General features: G+C 58.8%; 24 protein-coding genes. 19 read left to right on the top strand and 5 right to left on the bottom strand.

The window, feature by feature from the left end:
* Positions 1-97 precede the first annotated feature (97 nt).
* The 7 genes from GOX75_RS10285 to uvrC all read left to right on the top strand — a co-directional run bounded on the left by GOX75_RS10285 (position 98) and on the right by uvrC (position 8,159).
* Positions 98-1,363: a TAXI family TRAP transporter solute-binding subunit gene (locus GOX75_RS10285; RefSeq protein WP_171122767.1), complete on the top strand. Its 1,266-nt coding sequence runs from the start codon at positions 98-100 to the stop codon at positions 1,361-1,363.
* Between the two features lie 100 nt (positions 1,364-1,463).
* Entirely contained in the window at positions 1,464-2,393 is a 930-nt protein-coding gene (locus tag GOX75_RS10280; RefSeq protein WP_171122765.1) for an ABC transporter ATP-binding protein, read from the top strand.
* A complete protein-coding gene (locus GOX75_RS10275) occupies positions 2,390-3,151 on the top strand; it encodes an ABC transporter permease (protein WP_171122763.1) in 762 nt (253 codons plus the stop codon). The genes GOX75_RS10280 and GOX75_RS10275 overlap by 4 nt, the downstream gene beginning before the upstream one ends.
* 113 nt (positions 3,152-3,264) lie before the next feature.
* Positions 3,265-4,062: a S49 family peptidase gene (locus GOX75_RS10270; RefSeq protein WP_171122761.1), complete on the top strand. Its 798-nt coding sequence runs from the start codon at positions 3,265-3,267 to the stop codon at positions 4,060-4,062.
* Between the two features lie 168 nt (positions 4,063-4,230).
* Complete coding sequence (locus GOX75_RS10265) at positions 4,231-5,193, top strand: calcium/sodium antiporter (protein ID WP_171122759.1); 963 nt, start codon at positions 4,231-4,233, stop codon at positions 5,191-5,193.
* A gap of 21 nt (positions 5,194-5,214) precedes the next feature.
* Positions 5,215-5,994, top strand: coding sequence for an SDR family oxidoreductase (locus GOX75_RS10260; RefSeq protein ID WP_171122757.1), 780 nt, complete (start codon positions 5,215-5,217; stop codon positions 5,992-5,994).
* 290 nt (positions 5,995-6,284) lie between these two features.
* Positions 6,285-8,159: an excinuclease ABC subunit UvrC gene (gene uvrC, locus GOX75_RS10255; protein WP_171123212.1), complete on the top strand. Its 1,875-nt coding sequence runs from the start codon at positions 6,285-6,287 to the stop codon at positions 8,157-8,159.
* Here the strand turns inward: uvrC and GOX75_RS10250 are convergent.
* Positions 8,156-9,040 (bottom strand): DMT family transporter, encoded by an 885-nt coding sequence (locus GOX75_RS10250; RefSeq protein ID WP_171122755.1) that lies wholly within the window; start codon positions 9,038-9,040, stop codon positions 8,156-8,158. The genes uvrC and GOX75_RS10250 overlap by 4 nt on opposite strands.
* A gap of 170 nt (positions 9,041-9,210) precedes the next feature.
* On the opposite strand from GOX75_RS10250, the gene pgsA reads away from it, so the two are divergent.
* Genes pgsA through GOX75_RS10235 form a run of 3 tightly spaced genes read left to right on the top strand, consistent with a single transcriptional unit; the run spans position 9,211 to position 10,575 of the window.
* The gene (gene pgsA / locus GOX75_RS10245) at positions 9,211-9,879 is read left to right on the top strand and encodes a CDP-diacylglycerol--glycerol-3-phosphate 3-phosphatidyltransferase (protein WP_171122753.1); all 669 of its coding nucleotides are present in this window, start codon (positions 9,211-9,213) and stop codon (positions 9,877-9,879) included.
* A 3-nt stretch (positions 9,880-9,882) separates the two neighbouring features.
* Entirely contained in the window at positions 9,883-10,128 is a 246-nt protein-coding gene (gene moaD / locus GOX75_RS10240) for a molybdopterin converting factor subunit 1 (RefSeq protein WP_171122751.1), read from the top strand.
* 3 nt (positions 10,129-10,131) lie between these two features.
* On the top strand, positions 10,132-10,575 hold the full coding sequence (locus GOX75_RS10235; protein WP_171122749.1) for a molybdenum cofactor biosynthesis protein MoaE: 444 nt from the start codon (positions 10,132-10,134) through the stop codon (positions 10,573-10,575).
* Between the two features lies 1 nt (position 10,576).
* Here the strand turns inward: GOX75_RS10235 and GOX75_RS10230 are convergent, their stop codons facing one another.
* The 3 genes from GOX75_RS10230 to ubiA all read right to left on the bottom strand — a co-directional run bounded on the left by GOX75_RS10230 (position 10,577) and on the right by ubiA (position 13,837).
* Positions 10,577-10,897 (bottom strand): hypothetical protein, encoded by a 321-nt coding sequence (locus GOX75_RS10230; protein WP_170387322.1) that lies wholly within the window; start codon positions 10,895-10,897, stop codon positions 10,577-10,579.
* A gap of 1 nt (position 10,898) precedes the next feature.
* Complete coding sequence (locus GOX75_RS10225; RefSeq protein WP_171122747.1) at positions 10,899-12,809, bottom strand: OmpA family protein; 1,911 nt, start codon at positions 12,807-12,809, stop codon at positions 10,899-10,901.
* Positions 12,810-12,874: 65 nt separating this feature from the next.
* Complete coding sequence (gene ubiA / locus GOX75_RS10220) at positions 12,875-13,837, bottom strand: 4-hydroxybenzoate octaprenyltransferase (protein ID WP_171122745.1); 963 nt, start codon at positions 13,835-13,837, stop codon at positions 12,875-12,877.
* A gap of 12 nt (positions 13,838-13,849) precedes the next feature.
* On the opposite strand from ubiA, the gene GOX75_RS10215 reads away from it, so the two are divergent.
* The 9 genes from GOX75_RS10215 to GOX75_RS10175 all read left to right on the top strand — a co-directional run bounded on the left by GOX75_RS10215 (position 13,850) and on the right by GOX75_RS10175 (position 24,018).
* Entirely contained in the window at positions 13,850-14,575 is a 726-nt protein-coding gene (locus GOX75_RS10215) for a 16S rRNA (uracil(1498)-N(3))-methyltransferase (RefSeq protein ID WP_171122743.1), read from the top strand.
* Positions 14,576-14,607: 32 nt separating this feature from the next.
* Positions 14,608-15,420 carry a GNAT family N-acetyltransferase gene (locus GOX75_RS10210; RefSeq protein ID WP_171122741.1) on the top strand — a complete coding sequence of 271 codons (813 nt, stop codon included), beginning with the start codon at positions 14,608-14,610 and terminating at the stop codon, positions 15,418-15,420.
* Positions 15,417-15,944 carry a hypothetical protein gene (locus tag GOX75_RS10205; RefSeq protein ID WP_171122739.1) on the top strand — a complete coding sequence of 176 codons (528 nt, stop codon included), beginning with the start codon at positions 15,417-15,419 and terminating at the stop codon, positions 15,942-15,944. The genes GOX75_RS10210 and GOX75_RS10205 overlap by 4 nt, the downstream gene beginning before the upstream one ends.
* Positions 15,945-16,008: 64 nt before the next feature.
* Positions 16,009-17,379, top strand: a complete 1,371-nt coding sequence (locus tag GOX75_RS10200) for a glutamate--cysteine ligase (protein WP_171122737.1) — start codon at positions 16,009-16,011, stop codon at positions 17,377-17,379.
* Between the two features lie 127 nt (positions 17,380-17,506).
* On the top strand, positions 17,507-18,574 hold the full coding sequence (locus GOX75_RS10195; protein WP_171122735.1) for a Hint domain-containing protein: 1,068 nt from the start codon (positions 17,507-17,509) through the stop codon (positions 18,572-18,574).
* Positions 18,575-18,659: 85 nt separating this feature from the next.
* Positions 18,660-19,733 (top strand): phenylalanine--tRNA ligase subunit alpha, encoded by a 1,074-nt coding sequence (pheS, locus tag GOX75_RS10190; protein WP_171122733.1) that lies wholly within the window; start codon positions 18,660-18,662, stop codon positions 19,731-19,733.
* A 428-nt stretch (positions 19,734-20,161) separates the two neighbouring features.
* Positions 20,162-20,965: a PHB depolymerase family esterase gene (locus tag GOX75_RS10185; RefSeq protein WP_171122731.1), complete on the top strand. Its 804-nt coding sequence runs from the start codon at positions 20,162-20,164 to the stop codon at positions 20,963-20,965.
* Positions 20,966-21,043: 78 nt separating this feature from the next.
* Positions 21,044-23,440: a phenylalanine--tRNA ligase subunit beta gene (pheT, locus tag GOX75_RS10180; RefSeq protein ID WP_171122729.1), complete on the top strand. Its 2,397-nt coding sequence runs from the start codon at positions 21,044-21,046 to the stop codon at positions 23,438-23,440.
* 128 nt (positions 23,441-23,568) lie between these two features.
* Positions 23,569-24,018 carry a YtoQ family protein gene (locus GOX75_RS10175; RefSeq protein ID WP_171122727.1) on the top strand — a complete coding sequence of 150 codons (450 nt, stop codon included), beginning with the start codon at positions 23,569-23,571 and terminating at the stop codon, positions 24,016-24,018.
* Between the two features lie 42 nt (positions 24,019-24,060).
* Here the strand turns inward: GOX75_RS10175 and GOX75_RS10170 are convergent, their stop codons facing one another.
* Positions 24,061-24,759, bottom strand: a complete 699-nt coding sequence (locus tag GOX75_RS10170; protein ID WP_171122725.1) for a glutathione S-transferase family protein — start codon at positions 24,757-24,759, stop codon at positions 24,061-24,063.
* Positions 24,760-24,851: the final 92 nt, after the last annotated feature.

Here is a 24,851-nt window from a genome sequence, read left to right as displayed (position 1 = left end):
TCGAGGCTTTGCGGGAATTGCAAGGCCGGATTCTGATGGCTTGCAAGATGGTTACGTGACCACTAGCGTTTCCAGCGGGGATTGGAGAGAGGCTCGGATGCGGTTGTGGATCCTTTTCGGGAGCGTTCTTGCGCTGGCGGTTCTCGCCGGTGTTCTGTCGCGCCTGCATCCCCCTGGAACCATCGTATTGGCTGCGGGTCCCGCGGGTGGGGCCTATGAAACCGTAGCGCAGGACTATGCAGACATATTGGCGCGGGATGGCATCCGGCTTGAAATACTCGAAACGGCCGGATCGGTAGAGAATGCTGATCTGCTGAATAATGGCGAGGTGGATGCCGCTTTTCTGCAAGGTGGAATCAAGGTTGACCCAAACAGAGCCGAAGCTGTCGGTGCCGTATTCTTTGAGCCTGTTGTTTTTCTGGTGAACAAAGACGCGGCCATCCCGCGCAATCCTGCCCTTTGGTCCGGTTTGCGGATCAACAGTGGCGCACCAGGGTCAGGAACGGCGGCGGCGTTTCGTGATCTTGAACGGGCTGTGGGGCTGGCCGAGGACACAAACGAACATTTCTCAATACCTTATGCCGAAGCTGCGGCTGCCCTGCTTGCGGGTGAACTGGATATCGCAGTCTATGTGGCCCCGATAGAAGCGCCCTATCTCAAGGCGGCCTATGAATCTCCGGGGCTGCGGGTGTTGGACCTGGCACATGTACAGGCAATTTCCAGACGCCTGACCTATGCGACGGTGGTATCGGTGCCGGCCGGGGGAATGTCTTTGGACCCTGTGCTGCCGCCACGCGCTGTTGAGTTGGTCGCGATCGAGGCACGGTTGGTCGTGCGACCCGATCTGCATCCGGCTTTGGTCAACCGTCTGACAATGGCAGCGATCGAGTTGCACCAGGCAAGGGGCATTATCTCGGACCCGGGCGTTTTTCCGAATATTGACGGCACCGGCCTGAATGTCAGCAATACCGCGCGTCAATTGATCCTTGATGGCCCGTCCACCTGGCATAACTGGCTGCCTTATTGGATTGCCGCGCAGATCAACCGGGTATTGCTGTTGTTGCTGCCGTTCTTTTTTATCGTGGTTCCGTTGATGCGGCTGCTGCCCTTTGCCTATGCCTACGCGATGCGCTGGCGTGTTTGGCAACATTACCCCGAAATCCGCGATATCGAGCTGGAATTGGCCAATGACCCAAGCGACGCCGAGTTGGACATGATGCAGGCGCATTTGAGTGAACTGGATGAGCGTCTGGCTGCGCTGCGGTTGCCGGCTGCTTATCGGCAGGGGCAATACGACGCTCGGTTGCACGTTGAGTTGATCCAGAAGCGAATAGCCGAATTGCGCAATGCCGGACCCGCTTGAGGCTGTTGGCGCGTACAAAAATGCGCAGGACCCTGTGCGGAATGGGCCTGTTCTGTGTCGGTTCGCCGGGGTAATGTCCCCGCCAGAACGGGGAAAGTGAATGACACCAATTCTGTCCATCAGGGACTTGCGCAAATCCTATGCCGACGGTTTCGAGGCGCTGAAGGGCGTCTCATTGGATATTGAAGAAGGTGAGATTCTTGCGCTGCTGGGGCCGAACGGAGCGGGTAAGACGACCCTGATTTCAACCGTTTGCGGGATCACGACCCCGACTTCCGGGTCGGTGACGGTAGGCGGGCATGATATCCAGACCGATTTTCGGGCCGCCCGTCGAATGATTGGGCTGGTTCCGCAAGAGATTGCGTTGGAGCCGTTCGAGAAAGTTTGGAATACGGTGCGGTTTTCGCGCGGGTTGTTCGGGTATGGTGCTGACAATTCTAGGATCGAGGAAATCCTGCGCAAGCTGTCCTTGTGGGACAAGCGCAAGAACGCGATCAAGGAATTGTCAGGCGGCATGAAGCGCCGCGTTCTGATCGCCAAGGCTCTAGCGCATGAACCGCGGGTGTTGTTTCTGGACGAGCCCACAGCCGGTGTTGATGTTGAGCTGCGCAAAGACATGTGGGAGATCGTGGCCGAGCTGAAACAGGCAGGCGTCACCATCATTCTGACCACGCATTACATTGAAGAAGCCGAGGCCATCGCTGACCGCGTGGGGGTCGTCGACAAGGGTGAATTGCTGCTGGTTCAGGACAAGAACACGCTTATGGCCCAGATGGGCAAGAAGCAGATCGAGGTCATGCTGACAGAACCCATTCAATCCATTCCCAAAGCCCTGGCCGAGCACAATCTGACTTTGAACGGAAACGGTGATGTGCTGATCTATACTTATGATATCCACGCCGACCGGACAGGCATCACCACCTTGCTGAATGACGTGGCCCAGGCGGGGTTGGTGTTGCGCGATGTACAGACCCGTCAGTCGAGCCTTGAGGAAATTTTTGTTAATCTAGTGTCCGGAGCCCCAGCATGAACTGGTCCGCCGTCGCCGCCATCTACCGGTTCGAAATGGCCCGGTTCTTTCGAACACTGGCGCAGAGCTTTCTGTCTCCGGTCCTGTCGACTTCGTTGTATTTCGTGGTTTTTGGCACCGCAATCGGCAGCCGTATCCAAGAGATCGAGGGCGTATCTTATGGTGCGTTCATCGTACCGGGGCTTATCATGCTGTCGGTAGTGATGCTGTCGATCTCGAACGCGTCCTTTGGGATTTATTTTCCCAAGTTTCTAGGCACGATATACGAACTGCTATCCGCCCCCGTGAACTTTATCGAGATTGTGATCGGCTACGTCGGAGCCGCCGCGACAAAGGCGCTGTTCGTGGGGGTGGTAATCCTGATTACCGCCACGTTCTTTGTGGATCTAAGGATCGAACACCCTTTTGCGATGGTGTGGTTTCTGGTTCTGACCTGTCTCAGCTTTTCGCTGCTGGGGTTCATAATAGGCATCTGGGCCAGCAATTTTGAACAGATGTCACTGGTCCCACAATTGGTGGTGACGCCTCTTATCTTTCTGGGAGGTACGTTCTATTCGATTTCGATGCTGCCTCCAGTGTGGCAGACAGTCACCCTGTTCAACCCGGTGGTTTATCTGATTTCCGGGTTCCGCTGGTCCTTCTATGGGCTTGCCGATGTTCCCATTGGGTTCAGCCTTTTGGCAATTTTGGTGTTCACCGGCATCTGTCTGGGCATCATCGGGTGGATTTTCAAAACAGGCTGGCGCATTCGCAGCTAGGCGATCCGTGGCGTTGCATTTTTGCCCGTCATGTGTGTGAATCTGGTTCACGTCGCGTTTTAGGCCCCAGCGGTCCCTTGTTTACCGGTTGGCTGCACTCTACATCGGCATCCATGAAACTCAGCCTGCCGTTTCTCAAAAAACAACCCAGCGTCGCTGTCGTGCGATTGTCCGGTGCCATCGGAATGGCCGGACGTGCGTCGATGTCTGATACTTCGCTTGCCCCGGTACTTGAGAAAGCCTTTCGCAAAGGAAAACCCTCTGCGGTGGCGCTTGAAATTAACTCGCCCGGAGGGTCACCGGTTCAAAGCTCGTTGATTGGCGCCCGCATACGGCGGCTGTCTGACGAACTGAATGTGCCGGTCATTGCGTTTGTCGAGGATGTTGCAGCCTCGGGCGGGTACTGGCTGGCAGCGGCAGCCGATGAAATCTATGCAGACGACAGTTCGGTTCTTGGCTCGATCGGGGTGATCTCGTCCGGGTTCGGGGCGCATGTGTTGCTGAAACGTCAGGGAATTGAACGTCGTGTCCACACGGCCGGGCAGTCAAAGTCCATGCTGGACCCGTTCTCTCCGGAAAAGAAAGAGGATGTCGCGCGGCTCGAAAGATTGCTGGCCGATATTCACGACAATTTCATCACCCATGTAAAAAACCGCCGGGGCGCAAAGTTGGATGAGAACGAGGACCTGTTCACCGGCGAGGTCTGGTTAGCCCGGCGCGCGCGGGAATTGGGGCTGATCGACGGTATCGCCCATCTTAAGCCAAAGATGCAGGAGCGTTTCGGCGACAAGGTAAAGTTCCGTCGATACGGCCTTCGCAAACCGCTGTGGTCTCGGTTCGGGGCGTCACTGGCCCAGGATGCGATTGCCGGCCTTGAGGAGCGCGCGGCCTACGCGCGTTTCGGTTTGTAACGTGATTATCAAGATCGTAACCCTTTTTCTGATTGCTATGGGTGTCCTGGCCATGTTCGGGAAACTGCGCTTTCCGGGACAGCATAGGTTGCAGTCTTCAAGATGCCCGCGCTGCGGGCGGTTCAGGATCGGCAAAGGTCCTTGCGCCTGCGAAAAAGGAGGCCGTACATGACGGCATGGCTGCTTTCCGGCCTCGGGCTGCTGATCTTGCTGTTGGCGGGTGATGCGCTGGTGCGTGGTGCGGTGAACCTGAGCCTGCGTCTGGGCGTGCCCGCGCTGATCGTCAGTCTGACAATCGTGGCCTTTGGCACCTCGGCCCCCGAACTGCTGATTGCCATCAGCGCCATCAAGGAAAATGCGCCGGGGATCGCGCTGGGGAATGTGGTGGGGTCGAACACGGCCAATATCCTTTTGGTGCTGGGTCTGCCTGCGCTTTTGGCGACGCTGCACACCAGTGAATGCGACAGCCGCAAGAACTATGTCTTCATGTTGCTGGCCTCAGTTCTTTTCATCGGACTGGCCTTCTGTGGCATATTCAATTTGTACAGCGGTGCGATCCTGTTGGCCGCGCTTGGTCTTGTTCTGTGGAATGCGTTCCGCGAGGCCCACGCTCACCGCAAGGCCTGCGGCGAAGCCTGCGCCGACGATGAAGAGCTTGACGGGCTGGAAGAAGCCGACCCGGACATGCCTTATTGGAAGATCTCGATCTATTTGGTTCTGGGTCTGATCGGGTTGCCGATGGGGGCGCATCTGCTGGTGGATAATGCGACCGTCATCGCACGCACCTATGGCGTCAGCGAAACCGTGATCGGCCTGACATTGGTCGCGGTCGGGACCTCGCTGCCGGAATTGGCAACGACTGTCATGGCCGCCCTGCGCCGTCAGGCGGACGTTGCGTTAGGCAATGTGATCGGCTCGAACATGTTCAACCTGCTGGCCATCGTGGGCATCGCCACACTGGTCGGGCCTATTCCGGTTGATCAGGAATTCCTGCGGTTCGATCTGTGGGTCATGTTGGGCGCGTCGCTGTTGCTGATCCCGTTTGTGTTCTTCAAAAAAGACATCACGCGTGGGTGGGGACTGTTATTGACTCTGCTCTATGCGGTCTACGTCATCTCTTTGTTGGCGTGACTTGATTAAGAGGGAGTACGTATGACCCGAGCGTTGGTAACCGGTGCAGGAATCCGCCTTGGCCGAGCCATGGCCTTGTACCTTGCCCAACGCGGGTATGATGTTGCTGTGCATTACGCGACTTCTGCCGATCCTGCCGCCGAGGTTGTATCCGAGGTTCAGGCCATGGGTCGCAAGGCTATCGCATTGCAGGCCGACCTGCTGGACGAGGCGCAGGTCCAGACGGTTTTGCCGCGCGCGGCTGAGGCTTTGGGCGGGCCAATTACCTGTTTGGTCAACAACGCCTCGATCTTTGAATATGATAACATCCATACGGCGACCCGTGAAAGCTGGGATCGGCATCTGGACAGTAATCTGCGCGCGCCCTTCGTTCTGACACAGGCAATGGCAGAGCAGGATCTGGAACCGGATACCGACGATGCGGGAGAGCCCGTGGCAGTTGGCCTGATCGTCAACATGGTTGATATGCGTGTCCGTAAACTGACGCCCGAGTTCATGTCCTACACCATTGCCAAGATGGGTCTTTGGGCGCTGACCCGCACGGCGGCGCAGGCCCTAACCCCCGCGATCCGCGTCAACGCGATCGGCCCCGGCCCGACGATGCAGGGCCACAGGCAAAGCGAAGATCACTTCAAGGCGCAGCGCGCTAATACCGTGCTTGAACGCGGCGCGAACCCATCTGATATCACCGCTGCGCTGGGATATTTTCTGGACGCGCATGCCGTGACCGGGCAGTTACTATGCGTCGATGGCGGGCAGCATCTTGGATGGCAAACTCCGGATGTTTTGGGGGTTGAATAGGCATCTTTGCCTCAAGTTTTGCACCGCTCGCATTTCCGTTACTTGCGCGTTACAAAATTGTCTTTTTTTTCATACACTTGCCATGTGTATGAAAAAATTACATTTAAAAACAGATAGTTAATATAGCGCCTATTTTTTGTGCAAATCAAGGAATCCTTAATGAATCAAGGGAAAATCGAGACCCTTGGAAACTTATCTTCATAGTTATCCACAGAAACCGTGGATTTGTTTTCTCTTGAATTGAGACGCTTAAGATTGCAGCCATGGTCAGGGAATCATATTTCGGACTCATGACCACCCAGAACGAATCGAACCCCGACGGCCAAGCCACTGGATACAAATGTATACAGCGTTATGTGAAAACGCTGGACAGTTCTCCGGGCGTTTACAGGATGTTGGATGCGGACAGCCGGGTTCTGTACGTGGGCAAGGCGCGGAACCTGAAGGCGCGGGTGTCGAACTATACGCGCCCCGGCCATTCGGGGCGGATCGAGAAGATGATCGCCGCGACCGCCTCGATGATGTTTCTGACCACGCGGACCGAGACCGAGGCGCTGCTGCTGGAACAGAACCTGATCAAGCAGCTCAAGCCCAAATACAATGTGCTGCTGCGCGATGATAAGAGTTTTCCGAACATTCTGGTCGCCAAGGATCATGGGTTTCCGCAAATCAAGAAGCATCGTGGGGCGAAGAAAGAAAAGGGCGCCTATTTTGGCCCCTTCGCCAGTGCGGGTGCCGTTAACCGGACGCTGAACCAGTTGCAAAAGGCGTTCTTGCTGCGCAACTGCTCGGATTCCATGTTCGATAGCCGCACGCGGCCCTGTCTGCTGTTTCAGATCAAGCGCTGTTCGGGGCCGTGCGTTGGGCTGATCTCGGAAAGCGATTACGGCGAAAGCGTCAAGGATGCCGAACGCTTTCTGTCGGGCCGGTCGACCAAGGTGCAGGAAGAACTGGCTGAACAGATGATGGCCGCCTCCGAGGCGATGGAGTTTGAACGTGCCGCCAGCCTGCGCGACCGCATTCGGGCGCTGACGCAGGTGCAGACGTCCCAGGGCATCAACCCGCGCGGCGTGGCCGAGGCGGATGTGATCGGCCTCTATATGGAGAGCGGGCAGGCTTGTGTGCAGGTGTTCTTTATCCGCGCCAACCAGAACTGGGGAAACAAGGATTATTACCCTCGGGTGGGGGCGGATGTGTCGCCAGCCGAGGTGATGGAGGCGTTCCTTGGTCAGTTCTACGACAACAAGGAACCGCCGCGTCAGTTGATCCTGTCGGATGCGGTCGAAAACGCCGATCTGATGCAGGACGCATTGTCGGAAAAGGCCGGGCGCAAGGTGGAAATCCTTGTCCCCCAGCGCGGCGAGAAGCAGGAACTGGTCGCGGGTGCCCTGCGCAACGCGCGTGAATCACTGGCCCGGCGCATGTCGGAAAGCGCCACGCAGGCCAAGCTGTTGCGCGGCGTGGCCGAGGCGTTTGACCTGGACAGCCCGCCAAGCCGGATCGAGGTCTACGACAACTCACATATACAGGGCACCAATGCGGTGGGCGGGATGATCGTGGCGGGCCCCGAAGGGTTCATGAAAAACGCCTATCGCAAGTTCAACATCCGTGGGGATGATCTGACCCCCGGCGACGACTTTGGCATGATGAAAGAGGTCCTAACCCGCCGCTTTACCCGCCTGTTGAAAGAAGACCCCGACCGCGACAAGGGGCATTGGCCGGACCTGTTGTTGATCGACGGTGGCGCGGGTCAGGTGAGCGCGGTGCATGAAATCATGGTCGAACATGGCGTCGAAGACATCCCGATGGTCGGTGTCGCCAAGGGCGTGGATCGCGACCACGGCAAAGAGGAATTCCACCGCATCGGCCAGCGCGCCTTTGCGCTGAAACGCAATGATCCGGTGCTGTATTTCATCCAGCGCCTGCGGGATGAGGCGCATAGATTCGCCATCGGCACCCATCGTGCGAAACGTGCCAAAGCGGTGGGGGCGACGCCTCTGGACGAAATCCCCGGCGTCGGGGCGGCGCGTAAACGCGCGTTGCTAACTCATTTCGGCAGCGCCAAGGCGGTCAGCCGGGCCAACCTGGCGGATTTGAAAGCGGTTGAGGGGATCTCAGCCGGGTTGGCGCAGAAGGTCTATGATTTCTTCCATGACAAGGGCTAGGCTCGCCGTCCGCGCCACAGGATATAGAGGCCCGAGGCCACGATCAGCGCCGACCCGATCCACATGGTCTGGTCCAGTCGCTCACCAAACATGAACACGCCCAGCCCGATCCCGAACAACAGCCGGGAATAGCGGAAGGGCGTGACGGATGAGACCTCGCCTGTGCGCATCGCCTTCATCAGCGAGGCATAGGCCAAGACGCCCATCACGATTGCGCCTGTCATGTGCAGGCTGACATGCGGGGTAAGGGGCTGCATCGGTGTCCCCTCCCAAAACCGATAGGCCAGCCCGGCGATGATGATGCAGAGGAAACCGTAGTAACCCAGCACCTCGGTCCCCAGTGAGGCGGGCGCAGCGCGGCTGGCCAGATCACGGCCCGCGAACCCCAGCATCCCCAGCACCGCAAGGATGGACAGGGGCGAAAAGCTGTCTCCGGTCGGTTGAATGATGATCACGACGCCGATCAGGCCGACCAGAATGGCGCTCCACCTCCGCCAGCCGACGGTTTCGCCAAAGGCCAGCGCGGCCCCCGCGACAACGACCAGAGGCGTGGCTTGCAAGATCACCGTGGCGGATGAAAGCGGCGTCAGTGCGATGGCTAGCACATAGAACAGCCGCCCCAGAATTTCAAACACCACACGTACTTCCATGGGGCGCGACAGTACATCTTCCTGAAACAGCCGCGAGCCGCGAAGCAGGGCCACCGCCGCATAGATCACCGCGCCGCCCGCGCCAAACAGAACCAGCACCTGCCAAATCGGAATCGCCGCCGAAGCCGCCTTGATCAGCGCATCCTCTAGCGCGAACAGCGCCATTGCGGCGATCATCCACGCGCTGCCGATCAGGTTGGATCGGGGATCGGTTTGAATGTGCTGTGTCATGTTTTGCTCTGTCTGGACCGCGCGCCAATCTGACCGCAAAGCCCCCGCGCGCCAAGCCGCGCATTCGGGGTTGCGACCCTTTGACCCCGGGCGCCACAACTACCTGTGATCGGGTCAGATTTTCGATGGGCCACCTTTTATGTCCTGAACCGGCGATGTAGGGTCGGGTCATGAAGTGGAACTTGCCCAATATTCTGACCGTTCTTCGCCTGCTTGCGGCCCCCGGTCTGGCCGTGATGTTTCTGTATTTCACCCGACCCTATGCGGACTGGTTTGCCCTAATCCTGTTCTTGTCTGCCGCAATCACCGACTGGTTTGATGGCTATCTGGCGCGGGCGTGGAAACAGGAAACCAAGATTGGTGCAATGCTGGACCCGATTGCTGACAAAGCAATGGTGGTGATCGCGCTGATGATCCTTGTTGGATATTCCACCGAACACTGGACGCCGTGGCTGGTACTGCCCGCAACCGTGATCCTGTTCCGCGAGGTGTTTGTCTCGGGCCTGCGCGAATATCTGGGCGATGTGGCGGGGACCCTGAAAGTGACCAAGCTGGCCAAGTGGAAGACCACCGCGCAGATGGTTGCGATCGCTATCTTGTTTTCGCAAGGGATATTCGAGCATAACTTTGTGATGTCCACGTTCGGAATGGATCCTACGACCATTGATCAGGTTCTTACGGGACAGGTAGGTGATGTAAATAACATCCGCTGGCACCTTGAAGGGATGTTCTGGTCGGGCCGGATCGGATTGTGGCTGCTGTGGATCGCAGCGACCCTGACATTGATCACGGGCTACGACTACCTACGTAAAGCCATGCCCCATCTGAAGGAGAGCTAAGCGATGGACGTGCTGTATTTCGCCTGGGTGCGCGAACGCATCGGCCTGCCGAAAGAGCGGGTGGATACCGAAGCCGCGACCGTTTCCGATCTGGTCGCGGAACTCAGCGCGCGAGAGGATCGCTATGCCGCGGCCTTTGCTGATCTTTCGGCGCTGCGCGTGGCGCTCGATCAGGAGCTTTCGGACTTTGACGCGCCGCTTGCCGGGGTTCGTGAAGTCGCGTTCTTCCCTCCCATGACCGGCGGCTGATCCATGCGTATCGTGGTTCAGGAAGACGCGTTTGATCTGGGTGCCGAAGCCAACGCTTTTGCCGCCAAGGATGCCGCAAACGGGGCGATTGTGACATTTACCGGCGTTGTCCGTGATCTGGCTGCGGCCGATTTGGATGTCATGGAGATCGAACATTATCCCGGCATGACCGAACGGGCCCTGACCAAGATCGCGGAAGAGGCGCAAAGCCGCTGGTCACTGGGTGATGTCCTTGTCATCCACCGCCACGGGCGACTGGCTCCGGGGGATCGGATCATGATGGTGGCAACCGCCGCACCGCACCGCAAGGATGCGTTCGAGGCTGCAGAATTTCTGATGGACTACCTGAAATCCCGCGCACCGTTTTGGAAAAAGGAAATCACGTCGGATGGGGCCGATTGGGTGGCCGCCAAGGACGAGGATGAAGACGCGCTGACCCGGTGGTAGGTCAGTCCGCGTTGTTGATACGGCCCCGCAGTTCCTCGGCCTCTTGACGTGCAGCGCGCAGGCCATCCATGGCTGCGGACAATTCTGCCTCGGCCTGCGTCAGTTGGTTGGTCAGTTCCGCTTCGCGCTGTTGCAGGTAAGTGATCGCCTGATCGCGGGTCTCTTCGGCTTCGTGTAATTCCTGACTCATGCGGTCCAGATCGGCGACATCACTTTGACGCACACGCGACAGGCGGTGCGCAAGCCAGTTCGCGAACCAGCCCATGCAGAATGCCGCAAACAGGATAACGGCGGTGGCGATGATGAATTCGATTCTGTTCAACTTACTGTTCCTCTGCGCCGGTATCTTCGGCCTCTGGCTGCGCGTCTTCCGAGTCGCCTGTTGTGGCTTCCATCGCCTCAAGCCCGGTTTCGGAATTGGCAATAGGTTCGGGTCGGATCAGTCGAAACTCGATCCGGCGATTTTCCTCACGGCCTTCTTCAGTGTCGTTATCTGCGATGGGCTGGGTTTCACCATAGCCGACGGCCGAGTAGCTGCCGGTTGGAATCCTGCGGCCGCGCAATTCGTTCAGGATGGACTGCGCCCGCGCCTGGCTGAGTTGCTGGTTCATCTCTTCGCGGCCCTGACTGTCGGTATGGCCCTGAATCTCCATCCGGATTGGTCCGCACTCTCGCAAAATGTCGGCAATTTGGTTCACAGTATCGCGCGAGTCTGACGCAATCGTGGCCGAGCCCGGCTCGAAGGCAATTTTGGTTGCTGCCTGAATTTCCGCGATCTGCTCCTCACACATTTCGGGGTCCGGCAGCGTGTCTTCTGGTTCAGGGGGTGCTTGATAGGTGATGGACAGAGTATAGTCCTGCGCGTCTCCCAGTTTTTCGGACAGCAGACCGGCGATGCGGGCCTTGGACTCGGGATCGTGGCTGATGCCGCTAAGGACGACATCATCCGGCGTTACTGTCAGAGCGCCATTGTGCAGGTGAGACAGGGCTTCGAGCCCGGCCAGCACGCGCACGGGCCAGTCTGACGGTAAATCGGGGGCAATCCGCGCGGCGGTATAAACTCGTTCAGACCCAAAAGCCGCCCGTGCGAAACTGTCGACCATGTCGCGCGCCGCTTCGTCACCCAAACGGCCGCGCATCTGCACCAGACCTTCAGGGCTGCGCGTTGCGGAGAACTCTGTCGGACCTGCAGGTGCGTCTTCGGTCGGTTCCGGCAATACGGCGTGCAAGGCGAAAACACCGGGCAGAGCGGCCTCAAGCTCGCCTACGATCCTGTCAAAAAGCGCGGGATTGGTGCCTTCGGCGGCGACCAGCGTTACATCAGCATCCGAAATTGTGATTGAACCCTGACCAATTTCTGCCAGCGCGCGAATGCCCAGTGATGCAGCCTCGGGCCAGCGGGGCGATGGCACACCCAGCCCGATCGTGCAGGAATACGGCCCCGTCAGACCAGCGCCTTGCGCCGCTTGGATTATCGTGTCGCGCGCTTCTTCGTCTTGCGCCGAGCACGCATCAAAGGTCCCGCCGGACTCATCAATCAAATAACGCAGGGTGAAAGGCGTGATCACCGGTCTTGGCGCCGAAATGGACAGCCCGATGCGCAGGCTGGGGGGGGCTGCCCGGGTCAGGTCCTGTTCCAGTTGCTCTTTTTCCTGCTGGCTGTCTGCGATGGCCGTGATCTTGACCAGTCCGGGGCTGGCCGAGATTTTGGCGCGCGGCAGACGCGCCAGAGCCTCAACCGAATAGTTTAACGCTTCTTCCCAGCCTTTCGGCTTTGGATAGTCTGCGGTTTCCATCAGGTCCGAGACATTGCCGCCATCCAGATTGCGAAGCCGGTCTACCAACGCGTCCCGGTCCTGGCTGGCAGGTATGAGGCCAATAACCGAAATGCCGCTATCGTTGCGCAGGATTTCTGCGGAAAAGCGTGGTGGAGCCAACTGACGCGTCGCTTCAACCTGCATCTCGTCAATGACGCGCGACGTATCAACTTCGGTCCCTGCGGCCGTTAATGCATTGAAACGGGCGGCCTCATCCTGTGCGGTTCCGGTCAGGATGACTCGCAGGCCGTCGGATTCAACTTCGGCCCAGTCATGGCCTTTAAGGTCCAGCGCGCGCCGCACTGCGAATTCGGATGCCTCTTCGACCTTTGTCACCGCGTAACTGGCCGCCAGCAGGGATACTCCGGCTGACACGAGGAAAATCAGGGCAACGGCGATGAAATAGGGCAGGCGCATGTGCGGGCAATCGACTCCTCGGGTGATTGAGCAGCACTCTTACAGAGGCCTGCGCCGAGGTGCAATCAGACCAGCAACGCGACGCCAAGGAAGATCAGCGGAATAAGGCCGGTGTCCCGATTGGCGCGGAACAATTGCAGCAGCTTGGCGTTGTCATCCGTGTCCAATCCGCGCAACTGCCACGCCATATGCCATCCCATCGCCCAAGGACCGAAAAGAGCCACGAACAGTGCAAGGGTCGACGCCTGTGCCGTTGCTGCGTCGATGATCGCCAGGCCCATTAACGCGACGGTTGCGACAAGGAAGTATTTCAGCCATTTCGCCGTGTTCTCACCAAATAGACGGGCGGTGGATTTGATGCCGATCAGCTCGTCATCTTCGGCGTCCTGATGGGCATAGATCGTGTCATAGAACAACGTCCACGCGATGCCTGCCAGATACAGCGTGATTGCGGGAACGCTGACTGTTCCCGTATGCGCGGCCCAAGTCAGAAGGATGCCCCAATTGAACGCGAGGCCCAGAAACACCTGCGGCCACCAAGTGAAGCGTTTGGCGAAAGGGTAGATCGTTACAGGAAGCAGAGACAGCACGCCCATTGCTATGGCGGCCCGATTGAAGGTCAGCAGGATCATCAACGCCAAAAGGCATTGCAGCACCATCCAGAACGCAGCCTGCCGCACACTGATTTGTCCCGAAGGAATGGGTCGCGACCGGGTGCGTTCGACCTGAGCATCGAATTCTCGGTCGGTGATATCATTCCATGTGCAGCCCGCGCCCCGCATCAGGAACGCACCGATGGCACAGGCGACAGCGATCCAAAGATCTTCCAAACGCGGATTGCCGTCGCTCAGGATCGCCAGCGCCAGACCCCACCAGCAGGGGATCAGCAATAGCCATGTGCCGATGGGCCGGTCTGCACGGCTCAGGCGCAAGTATGGCCGGGCGAAAGCGGGCGCGTGTGTATCGACCCAGTTGCCGGATACCGCATCGGCGACCTGACCGTCTGGTGTTGGGGCGTTGCCTTGCATATGTAACGTCTCATGAGTGCAAAGATCAGACTGTATGTAGAGCACCCTCTGGGTCCGGGGCAATCCGTTGATTTGACGCGCGAGCAGGCGCATTACCTTTTCGGTGTCATGCGTCTGGCCGTGGGCGGGCACGTGGCGCTGTTCAACGGCCAGGACGGAGAGTGGCTGGCCCAGGTCGTGCAGGCCGGAAAACGCGGCGGGGTGCTGACCTGTTTGAAACAGTCCAAACCTTTGCAACTGCCGCCTGATCTGTGGCTGCTTTTTGCGCCGATCAAAAAAGCACGGACCGATTTCATTGTCGAAAAGGCGGCCGAGATGGGTGCCGCGCGCATCCTGCCCGTCCAGACCGAATTCACCAATTCCGAACGTATCCGACAGGACCGCCTGCAGGCCCACGCGGTCGAAGCCGCTGAGCAATGCGGCGGGACTTATGTACCCCAAGTCGCCGACCTGCAGCGTCTGGACCGCGTGCTGGATGCATGGCCTGACGGTCGCCAACTGATGTTCTGTGACGAGGCCGAGGTGGGATCAGCCCTGCGTCTGGCAGCGAACGAAAAGGATCAGCCCTGGGCTATCCTCATAGGGCCCGAAGGAGGGTTTTCCGATCGGGAACGCTCGCGCCTGTCTGGGTTGCCCTTTGCGCATGTGGTCAGTCTGGGCCCACGCATCCTGCGGGCGGATACGGCGGCGGTTGCTGCGCTGACAATGTGGCAGCAGGCGCTGGGGGATTGGACGTGACGTGGCGGCAGGCGCGACAAGAAGACGTGCCAATGATCGACCGGTTTCTGTCGAAACACATTCAGGCATCGATGTTTCCTCTGGCCAATTTGCGTGATTTTGGTTTGCGGGGGTGTGACCCGCGCGCGTTGAATGTCTGGGCATTGGGCGATAGTCCGCGTGCCATTCTTGCCATCACGAACGAGGGTATGGTGCTGCCGCAATGCCCTGATTGCAGCGATGCCGAGCTTTTAGAAGCGATAGAGTTGATCCGGGGTCGCGCATTGTTCGGTCTGGCGGCCGAGGCAACGCAGGCCCGCCGATTCATGCATCTGGCAGGGTGGGACGATCGGCCTGCGACCATGAACAGTGACGAACCGGGCTTCACACTGGATCTGAACCACATCGTCTTGCCCGATACGTCCGGCGCCACGCTAGTGCCGCTGGGTGATGTGGATCGCGAGATTGCCGAGGGCTGGCGTCAGAGCTACCTGACCGAAGCGATGGATTTCGACGAGGATCGCGCGCAAAACCAGTCAAAGAAAGACGTTGCCGCCTATGTCGAACGCGATTCTCACCGGGCTTTGCTGGTTTCTGGTCAGCCTGTGGGAATGACGGGATTCAATGCGCGATTGCCCGAAGTGGTGCAAATCGGTGGCGTTTATACCCCGCCTACCTTGCGCGGATGCGGTTATGCGAAATTGGCTGTCGCGCTGCACCTGCTTGAGGCTCGGGCGGCGGGTGTAACCCGCGCTGTTCTTTTTGCGGCTTCCGATTCCGCTGCGCGTGCTTATATCGCAATCGGATTTAAACCCGCAGGTCAGTATTCCCTGATCCTGTTCAAGACCCCAAAGGACCCGGCATGAGTTTCATCCGACCCGAAGCCAAACTGACCCTGTGGCGCTGGCGCGAGGTGCTGGCGGCCGGTGTGGTTCTGTTGGTCGGACTCAGTTGGATCAGCGGCCCCGGGGGCCTGCTTGGCTGGTTGGGGTGGGTGCTGGTGATTGTCGCCGCGGCGTTGACCGTGGTCGGTATTCAACGCGCGCGGTTCAGAACCGGAGCAGGCGGATCCGGCGTTGTTACTATTGACGAAGGGCAGATCACCTATCTTGGCCCGTTGGATGGTGGCATCGTCGCTGCACGTGAAATCGAGCGGCTGGCATTGGACCCGACCTCGAACCCTGCGCATTGGGTTCTGGATCAGCCGGGTCAGCCTGCGCTTCACATTCCTGTGAATGCAGAAGGGGCCGAGGCGTTGTTCGACGTTTTCTCGGCCTTGCCGGGGCTTAAAACCGAAGCAATGCTGGCGGAACTGAACAGCGGAGGCGTGCATCCGGTGGTCATATGGGAGCGTAAGCCGATGCGCCCGCAACATCTTCGGCTGCATTGACACTGGCGGCATTTCACCGCAGGACTGACCGAAAGACAGACACATCAGGATCGGAGAGCGGTTCATGTCCATCCCCCAGTCCGGCGGCGGGCCGATCGAACGCCACGAACAACTTGCCGAATATCTGGAATCGGGCTGCAAGCCCAAGTCCGATTGGCGTATCGGGACCGAGCATGAGAAGTTCGGCTATTGCAAAGACACTCTGAAACCGCTGCCGTTTGAAGGCAAACGCTCGATCGTGGCTGTGCTGGAAGGTCTGCGCGACCGCCATGGCTGGGCCGAGGTGCGCGAAGCGGGTCACTTGATCGGGCTTGAGAAAGACGGCGCGAATGTCAGCCTTGAACCCGGCGGTGCGCTGGAGTTGTCGGGTGCTCCGCTCGAGACCATCCACGAGACCTGCGATGAGGTGAACACCCACCTGCGCGAGGTGAAGGATATTGCCGACGAGATCGGCGTGGGGTTCATCGGACTGGGCGCGGCCCCCATCTGGACCCATGACGAGATGCCGTTGATGCCCAAGGGCCGCTATCGGTTGATGAACGACTATATGGAAAAGGTTGGCACCATGGGGCGCGCCATGATGCGTCGCACCTGTACGGTTCAGGTCAATATTGACTTTGGGTCCGAGGCCGACATGGTGCAGAAATTGCGTGTGGCGCTGGCGTTGCAGCCGGTGGCGACCGCACTGTTTGCGAACTCGCCGTTCTTCGAGGGCAAGGTGAACGGCCAGAAAAGCTGGCGCAGCTATATCTGGCGGCATTTGGACGATGCGCGGACCGGAATGCTGCCTTTCGTGTTCGAAGAAGGCTTCGGATTCGAGCGTTACGTGCAATACGCGCTCGATGTGCCGATGTACTTCGTTTATCGCGATGGGCAGTATATCGACGCGCTGGGCATGTCCTTCCGCGACTTCCTGCAGGGCAAACTACCCGCGCTGCCCGGTGAAACGCCAACCCTGTCGGATTGGGCCGATCACCTGACGACCGCCTTCCCCGAAGCGCGGATCAAGAAGTTCATGGAGATGCGCGGCGCAGATGGCGGCCCTTGGCGTCGGCTGTGTGCGTTGCCTGCCTTCTGGGTGGGTCTGACCTATGATCAGGGTGCACTGGATGCCGCGTGGGATCTGGTCAAAGGATGGGACGCTGAAACGCGCGAATCCTTACGCGTCGAGGCCGCTAAAGATGGCCTGCAGGCACGGGTCGGAAACATCAACATGCACGATCTTGCGCGCGAAGTTGTTTCGATTGCCGAGTCTGGCCTGAAGTCCCGCGCCTTGCCCGGCGCTGGCGGGTTGGTTCCGGATGAGACCCATTTTCTGAACGCTCTGAAGGACAGCATCGAGACAGGCAAAGTCCCCGCGGACGAGTTGCTGGATCACTACAATGGCGACTGGAACGGCGATCTGACCCGGATTTATCCCGAATACAGCTATTGATTGCCGTCACGCCGATCGCCGGATTGTTGCAAATGAGTGATCCCCGGTCCAAATCTCATGTGTATTAAGGTTCGGTTTTTGGTTTTGAGGGTATAGTCCCGACAAACCTTTGTGTGTCGGTGGACATATGGCTCGTATCAGTGAACTACATTATTCGAACGCGTATGCCGCGCAAACAGGCGTGGCCGAGTTTCTGGAAGTCTCGCTCAGCCCGTCCGAGGACCCATCGGATTTCACGGTGTCCTTTTATCAGGCCAATGGTACGGTCGGCATAGAAATTCCGCTTGATGACCCGTCTGTTCAGATCTTTACCGACCCTGACAACGGCGAGCAGGTCTTTGTGATCTCGGCGGACGATTTCCCGATCCTGCTTACCGATCCCAACGGTGGTGGTCCGAACATTTTTGAGGCTTATGCGCTCACCAACACCACGACGAACGAAGTGATCGACTTTTACGACATCGGTCGCGGGACGCAGAATATTCTGGCTTTGGATGGGGTCGCTGCTGGTGCGACCTCGGAAAACCTGCCGGTTTTGACAAATCCGGGTCAGACGACGACGTCTATTCAGTTTAATCAGCCAGACCCTGATACGCAGGTTAACGCGCCTCTTTCGCCGGGTGACAGCGGTGCGGCCTGTTTTGTGGCGGGAGCGCTTGTGGAGACACCGGACGGCCCGCGTCGGGTTGAAACGCTGCGGCCGGGCGATCTGGTTTTGACGGTTGACGACGGTGCGTGCCCGGTGCGGTGGGTCGGAGGGAAGACGGTCAGGGGCAACGGCCGGTTTGCCCCTGTTCGGATTCAGGCCGGCACCTTGGGCGCGCAGCGCGACATCCTTGTCTCACCCCAACATCGGTTGCTGATTTCTGGCTGGCAGGCGCAATTGCTGTTTGGCGAGGACGACGTTCTGATCGCCGCCAGCGCTTTGACCAATGGCAAAACGATCGCCTCTGCGCCCTGCGATATCGTGCGCTATGTGCATCTGATGTTTGATCGCCATCAGCTTGTCTCAACCTCTGGCTTGATTTCTGAGAGTTTTTTTCCAGGGGGTGAAGGGCTAAAGGGGCTTGGTGCTGACACGGCGGATGAACTTTTCGCGCTGTTTCCCGAATTGCGCGACCATCCTGGCAGCTATGGCCCGACATCACGGCCTGTACAGCGCAAGGCCGAGGCAATTGCGCTGCGGTCGATTTGAAAGCGCACCGGCCCCCTCTTGCTTTCGCGCGTCGCTGTGATAGCAGGTCCTGAACATCAGTCAGAGGCCAGGTTCAGGAAGCGTCATGGACGATCTTAAGGCAAAATATCTGGGGCAGATCGCCGAGGCAGGCGACGAGAACGCGCTTGAGGCGATCCGCGTCGCGGCCGTGGGCAAAAAAGGCGAGGTCGCGCTAAAAATGCGCGAACTGGGCAAGATGACGCCCGAGGAACGTCAGGTCGCAGGCCCTGCGCTGAACGCTTTGAAGGACGAGATCAACTCGGCCCTGTCCGCGAAAAAGGCGGCTTTGGCCGATGCCGCGCTGGACGAACGCCTGCGCACTGAATGGCTGGACGTGACCCTGCCGACCCGCGCGCGCCGACAGGGGTCGATCCACCCGGTCAGTCAGGCGACCGAGGAACTGACTGCGATCTTTGCTGAACTGGGTTTCTCGGTGGCCGAGGGGCCGCGCATTGAAGACGACTGGTACAACTTCGACGCGCTGAACATCCCCGGCCACCACCCTGCACGGGCCGAGATGGATACGTTCTATATGCACCGCGCTGAGGGTGACAATCGCCCGCCGCATGTGCTGCGAACGCATACGTCTCCGGTGCAGATACGCTCGATGGAGAAACAGGGCGCGCCGATCCGCGTGATCTGTCCGGGCGGTGTGTACCGCGCCGACTACGACCAGACCCACACGCCGATGTTCCATCAGGTCGAGGGGTTGGCCATCGACAAAGACATCTCGATGGCGAACCTAAAATGGGTTCTGGAAGAGTTCGTGAAAGCGTTCTTCGAAGTCGACGATGTCGAACTACGCTTCCGCGCCTCACACTTCCCCTTCACCGAGCCATCGGCCGAGGTCGATATCCGCTGTTCGTGGGATAACGGCCAGCTAAAGATCGGCGAGGGCGACGACTGGATGGAAATTCTGGGTTCCGGCATGGTCCACCCCAAGGTGATCGCCGCCGGTGGCATTGATCCTGAGGTCTATCAGGGCTTTGCGTTCGGGATCGGGATCGACCGTCTGGCGATGCTGAAATACGGCATTCCGGATTTGCGGGCGTTCTTTGATTCCGACCTGCGCTGGTTGAGACATTACGGGTTTGCCGCGCTGGATATGCCGAACCTGCATGGTGGTTTGTCGCGGTAAATATATCCGCTGGGACTGTATCTGGCCCGTTACTTGGATTGTTGGGACGATCGGGTTTCACATGCTCTCTTACGTTGGCTTTTGGGTCTAGCGTTTGGGATTGTGATAGTTACACGAGTGGCTGTTTCTATTGCAGGTTCCAGCGCTGTGTTGATGGGTTTTGTCCTTCTTGTAGCGGTTTGCCCAGGTATTTGGGCCGCTTACGTTCGTTTCAGCATGCAAGTGAGGCCGCGACAGGAAGAAAAATTGCGAATTTTGCGAGTGCAGCGCGGGACAAAGAAGAGAAAGTAGAATTGTACGGCTTGGCGCTGCGTTGATTGTAGGCCGGGCTTTAGCCCGCCATTTGGTTCGGATGGGTGCCGGGCTGAAGCCCGGCCTACACCAATATTTTATGTGACACCGCGTGTCAGGTGACTAGGCTCTGGCCTATGATCTATCGACTGCTTTTCCTCTTGATGACCGCAACCCCGGCGCTCGCCATGGGACCTTGGAAATCCGATTGCCATGGCGATACCGCCTGTGAGGTCGGGGACCGCTCGTATCATGTGCTGGAGCCGGATGGATGGGATGGAGAAAGTCCTCTGCCGGTGCTGCTGCATTTTCACGGATGGTCGCGGCAGGGCACCGTAGTGGTGAACCATGAACGGATCGCGGGGGCCACGAAGCTGCGGGGTGTGTTGCTGGTGGCCCCGAACGGCTTGGGCAAAAGCTGGAATTTCTGGTCGGCGGATACCGGGGATGTCCTCTTTGCCGATCGGGTGCTGGAGGATGTGGCCAGTCGCTATCCGGTCGATCCGGACCGTATCTATGTCTCGGGGTATTCTTATGGCGGTGCGATGGCGTGGCGCTTTGTGTGCCAGTCGGGTAATGACATGGCGGCGCTGCTGGCCGTTGCCGGCTCGATCCGTCAGACGGAAACCTGCCCCGAAGCTCCGCGTGAGGTGCGGCATGTGCATGGCTTGGATGATACGGTGATGGATTTCCCCCTTGGCCCCGATGGGGACACGACCTATCCGGTGGCGCTGTGGCGCGAGAAGTACAATTGCAACGGCGCGACCCCGCGCGGGGATTGGAGCGTGAAGCCGTTCCTGACGCTCAGCCGCACGGAATGGACCGATTGCGCGCAGGGGCAGGTGGTGCTGGACACGCATCCGGGCGGACATTTCATTCCGCATGGCTGGATCGGCTGGCAATTGGACGAGCTTTTGGGCCGCACCCCCACCTATCCGTAGCGCGCAGCGCTTGCACCTTGGCGCAATCTTTGCCATTGCCTGTGCCAAACGGATGATTGCCCAAGAAAGCCCGCTGCAATGAAATTCACTCTGTCCTGGCTGAAAGACCACCTCGATACGGATGCGTCGGTTGATGAGATCGCCGAGGCGCTGACCGACCTTGGCCTTGAGGTCGAAGAGATCGTGAACCCGGCGGACCGGCTGGCAGGCTTTACGCTGGGCCATGTGAAACACGCCGAGAAGCACCCCGACGCGGACAAGCTGCGTGTGTGCACCGTGGAAACCGATGAGGGCGATTTGCAGATCATCTGCGGTGCACCCAATGCCCGCGAAGGGATCACGGTCGTCGTCTGTAAGCCGGGCATGTATATCCCCGGTCTGGACATAACCATCAGCGTCGGCAAAATCCGGGGTGTCGAAAGCTATGGCATGATGGCCTCGGAACGTGAACTGGAGCTGTCCGACGAACATGACGGCATTATCGAGCTGCCCTCGGGCGAGGTGGGTGACACGTTTGTAGACTGGCTGGCCGAGAATGAACCCTCGAAGGTTGACCCGATGATCGAGATCGCGATCACGCCGAACCGCCCCGATGCGCTTGGTGTGGCGGGGATTGCGCGCGATCTGGCCGCGCGGGGTGTGGGTACGCTGAAGCAGCGTGACTATACGCCTGTACCCGGCGATTTCGAAAGCCCGATCAAGGTGACGATTGACGAAGACACGCTCGACGGTGCGCCTCATTTCACTGGACGGGTGATCCGCGGGGTCAGGAATGGACCCAGCCCGCAATGGTTGCAGGATCAGTTGAAGGCGATTGGGTTGCGTCCGATTTCGGCTCTGGTGGATATCACCAACTATATGACCTTTGACCAGAACCGCCCGTTGCATGTGTTTGATGCGGACAAGGTGCAGGGCAACCTGCGCGTTCATCGCGCTAAGGGCGGCGAGAAGCTGGTGGCGCTGGACGAAAAAGAATACACTTTGCAGCCCGGCATGATGGTGATTTCGGACGACAAGGGCGCGGAATCTATCGCTGGCATCATGGGTGGCGAGGAAACCGGTTGTACCGAAGAGACAGTGAATGTCTTCCTCGAAAGCGCGTTCTGGGATCATGTGCAGATCGCCCTGACCGGTCGTGCGCTCAAGATCAACTCGGACGCGCGTTATCGGTTCGAACGTGGCGTTGATCCGGACTACACTCGCGAAGGGCTGGAGCAGGCAACGCAGATGATTCTGGATATCTGCGGGGGCGAGGTTTCGTCCGTTGTCGAAGCAGGCAAAGCACCGAACCATGCGCGTGCCTACAAGCTGGACGCGGCGCGTGTGCAGTCGCTGGTCGGGATGGATATTCCCGAAAGCGAGCAGCGCCAGACCCTGACCCGTCTGGGTTTCCGCCTTGAGGGCGAGATGGCCCATGTTCCTAGTTGGCGCCCCGATATCATGGGTGAAGCCGATCTGGTGGAAGAGGTCGCGCGGATTGCGTCCCTGACCAAGCTGAAAGGCAAGCCGCTGCCGCGTATCACGGATGGTATCCCCAAACCGGTGATGACGCCCACACAGCGCCGTCAATCCATGGCGCGCCGTACCTGCGCGGCCTTGGGGTATAATGAGTGCGTGTCATACACGTTCATTGATCAAACGTCGGCAGCGCTGTTCGGTGGCGGTGATGAGGCGACCCAGTTGGAAAACCCGATCTCGTCCGAGATGAGCCATATGCGCCCCGATCTTCTGCCCGGTCTGTTGCAGGCGGCGGCGCGCAATCAGGCGCGCGGATATGCAGATGTGGCCCTGTTCGAGGTTGGCCCTGTCTTCCATGATGGCGAACCGGGGGATCAGAAAACTCAGATTTCCGGTCTGCTGGTCGGCCGCGACGGGCCAAAAGATGTGCATGGTGCGTCACGCCCCGTCGACTTGTTCGACGTGAAAGCAGATGCCGAGGCTGTGCTTGCAGCCATTGGTGCGCCCGCCAAGGTTCAGATTCTGCGCGATGGCGATGCGTGGTGGCATCCGGGCCGTCACGGTAGAATCTGTCTGGGTCCGAAAAAGGTGTTGGGTGTGTTTGGTGAACTGCACCCGCGTATCCTGCAGGCGATGGATATCAAAGGCCCGGCGATGGCCCTTACCATATGGCCGGATGAGGTGCCTCTGCCCCGTAAGTCCGGCGCGACCCGAGCGGCATTAGAACTGCGTGACCTGCAAGCGGTCGAGCGGGATTTTGCCTTTGTCGTAGACGAAAGTGTCGAGGCACTGACTGTGGTCAATGCAGCCGCAGGTGCGGACAAGGCACTGATCGAGGATGTGCGTGTCTTTGACGAATTCATCGGTGGCAGCGTCGGAGAGGGCAAGAAATCCCTTGCCATTACTGTTCGCCTTCAGCCGACTGACAAGACGCTCAAGGAAGAAGATATCGAGGCGGCCGCCCAGAAGATCATCGCCAAGGTTACCAAGGCGACCGGTGGAACGCTGCGCGGTTAAGCCGGTCTGCAATCGAAGTTCAGGGCGCGCCTTCGGGCGCGCTTTTTTTGCCGAACCTATAACGTTGCGACCCCTTGGGTTGCCAAGGAATTCGCACTAGGGTCGCGCCAACCAGCAAGGAGAGTTCCATGAGCCTGAGCGTTTACCTGTCCGGAGAGATTCACACCGACTGGCGTGAGCAGATTATCGAAGGCGCAAAAGGGTTGGATATTACGTTCAACAGCCCGGTGACGGATCACGACGCCAGCGATGATTGCGGAGTGGCCATTCTGGGTGCCGAGTCGAACAAATACTGGTATGACCATAAGGGCGCGATGGTTAACGCTATTCGCACGCGCAAGGGGATCGCCGATGCTGACGTTGTCGTGGTGCGGTTTGGCGAGAAGTACAAGCAGTGGAACGCAGCGTTCGACGCAGGGTATGCTGCGGCTTTGGGCAAGTCCCTGATCGTATTGCACGGCCCCGATCACCAGCACGCCCTAAAAGAGGTGGACGCCGCTGCGCTGGCAGTTGCCGAGCAGCCCGCGCAAGTTGTTGACGTGCTGCGGTACGTTTTGACGGGCAAACTTCCTGGCTGAAGTGAAGGTGCGGGGTGAGGCGGGACCTCACCCTACCCGGTTTTACTCTGTCGCTGGAATGCGCAGGCCGCGCTGAACGGCGGGCCGTGCAAGGAACCGGTCGACATAGGGTTGAAGGTTCGCGAAATCGTCCCATCCCACGATTTCTTTGACGCCATAATAGTCCAAACCGCGCAGCCATGGGACGATGGCTATGTCGGCGACCGAATACTCTCCAGCGATCCAGTCTTGACCGCTGAGTTGTGTGTCCAGGACGTTCAGCAACCGTTTCGCTTCGGCGATGTACCGTTCGCGGGGGCGTGGGTCTTCGATCTCTTTTCCGGCGAATTTGTGGAAATAGCCCAACTGTCCGAACATCGGCCCCAGACCGCCCATCTGAAACATCAGCCATTGGGTGACACGATGTTTGTCGGCCGGCGTTGACCCCAGCAACTTGCCGCTTTTTTCGGCGAGATACAGCAGAATCGCACCGCTTTCGAAAAGCGCCAGCGGTTCTCCGTCCGGACCATTGGGGTCGATGATCGTGGGGATCTTGTTGTTGGGATTCAGCGAAAGAAACTCGGGGCTTTTAACATCCTTGTCGGCCAGCGTGACCAGATGCGGCTCATAGGGCAGGCCGGTTTCTTCCAGCATGATCGAGACTTTGACGCCATTGGGCGTAGGATAGGAATAGAGTTGGATCTTGTCGGGGCTGCTGGCAGGCCAGCGAGCTGTAATCGGGTGTGAGGTGGTGTCCAGCATGGTTGGTTCCTTTCAGACGGTCTGCAACAGGTAAGCACGGATGGACGATCCTTCCAGTGGTGGGAGTGTGCGCAGCCGGTCAGCGGCTGTGT

Source organism: Ruegeria sp. HKCCD7251 (assembly GCF_013031165.1).
GTDB lineage: Bacteria > Pseudomonadota > Alphaproteobacteria > Rhodobacterales > Rhodobacteraceae > Ruegeria.
The sequence above is the reverse complement of the archived record's forward strand: the minus strand, read 5'-3'. Positions and strand labels throughout refer to the sequence as shown.

Excerpts from the sequence above, each read along its gene's own strand:
- GOX75_RS10285 (WP_171122767.1), top strand. The coding sequence starts at position 98 with ATGCGGTTGTGGATCCTTTTCGGGAGCGTTCTTGCGCTGGCGGTTCTC.
- GOX75_RS10280 (WP_171122765.1), top strand. The coding sequence starts at position 1,464 with ATGACACCAATTCTGTCCATCAGGGACTTGCGCAAATCCTATGCCGAC.
- GOX75_RS10275 (WP_171122763.1), top strand. The coding sequence starts at position 2,390 with ATGAACTGGTCCGCCGTCGCCGCCATCTACCGGTTCGAAATGGCCCGG.
- GOX75_RS10270 (WP_171122761.1), top strand. The coding sequence starts at position 3,265 with ATGAAACTCAGCCTGCCGTTTCTCAAAAAACAACCCAGCGTCGCTGTC.
- GOX75_RS10265 (WP_171122759.1), top strand. The coding sequence starts at position 4,231 with ATGACGGCATGGCTGCTTTCCGGCCTCGGGCTGCTGATCTTGCTGTTG.
- GOX75_RS10260 (WP_171122757.1), top strand. The coding sequence starts at position 5,215 with ATGACCCGAGCGTTGGTAACCGGTGCAGGAATCCGCCTTGGCCGAGCC.
- uvrC (WP_171123212.1), top strand. The coding sequence starts at position 6,285 with ATGACCACCCAGAACGAATCGAACCCCGACGGCCAAGCCACTGGATAC.
- GOX75_RS10250 (WP_171122755.1), bottom strand. The coding sequence starts at position 9,040 with ATGACACAGCACATTCAAACCGATCCCCGATCCAACCTGATCGGCAGC.
- pgsA (WP_171122753.1), top strand. The coding sequence starts at position 9,211 with ATGAAGTGGAACTTGCCCAATATTCTGACCGTTCTTCGCCTGCTTGCG.
- moaD (WP_171122751.1), top strand. The coding sequence starts at position 9,883 with ATGGACGTGCTGTATTTCGCCTGGGTGCGCGAACGCATCGGCCTGCCG.
- GOX75_RS10235 (WP_171122749.1), top strand. The coding sequence starts at position 10,132 with ATGCGTATCGTGGTTCAGGAAGACGCGTTTGATCTGGGTGCCGAAGCC.
- GOX75_RS10225 (WP_171122747.1), bottom strand. The coding sequence starts at position 12,809 with ATGCGCCTGCCCTATTTCATCGCCGTTGCCCTGATTTTCCTCGTGTCA.
- ubiA (WP_171122745.1), bottom strand. The coding sequence starts at position 13,837 with ATGCAAGGCAACGCCCCAACACCAGACGGTCAGGTCGCCGATGCGGTA.
- GOX75_RS10215 (WP_171122743.1), top strand. The coding sequence starts at position 13,850 with ATGAGTGCAAAGATCAGACTGTATGTAGAGCACCCTCTGGGTCCGGGG.
- GOX75_RS10210 (WP_171122741.1), top strand. The coding sequence starts at position 14,608 with ATGATCGACCGGTTTCTGTCGAAACACATTCAGGCATCGATGTTTCCT.
- GOX75_RS10205 (WP_171122739.1), top strand. The coding sequence starts at position 15,417 with ATGAGTTTCATCCGACCCGAAGCCAAACTGACCCTGTGGCGCTGGCGC.
- GOX75_RS10200 (WP_171122737.1), top strand. The coding sequence starts at position 16,009 with ATGTCCATCCCCCAGTCCGGCGGCGGGCCGATCGAACGCCACGAACAA.
- GOX75_RS10195 (WP_171122735.1), top strand. The coding sequence starts at position 17,507 with ATGGCTCGTATCAGTGAACTACATTATTCGAACGCGTATGCCGCGCAA.
- pheS (WP_171122733.1), top strand. The coding sequence starts at position 18,660 with ATGGACGATCTTAAGGCAAAATATCTGGGGCAGATCGCCGAGGCAGGC.
- GOX75_RS10185 (WP_171122731.1), top strand. The coding sequence starts at position 20,162 with ATGATCTATCGACTGCTTTTCCTCTTGATGACCGCAACCCCGGCGCTC.
- pheT (WP_171122729.1), top strand. The coding sequence starts at position 21,044 with ATGAAATTCACTCTGTCCTGGCTGAAAGACCACCTCGATACGGATGCG.
- GOX75_RS10175 (WP_171122727.1), top strand. The coding sequence starts at position 23,569 with ATGAGCCTGAGCGTTTACCTGTCCGGAGAGATTCACACCGACTGGCGT.
- GOX75_RS10170 (WP_171122725.1), bottom strand. The coding sequence starts at position 24,759 with ATGCTGGACACCACCTCACACCCGATTACAGCTCGCTGGCCTGCCAGC.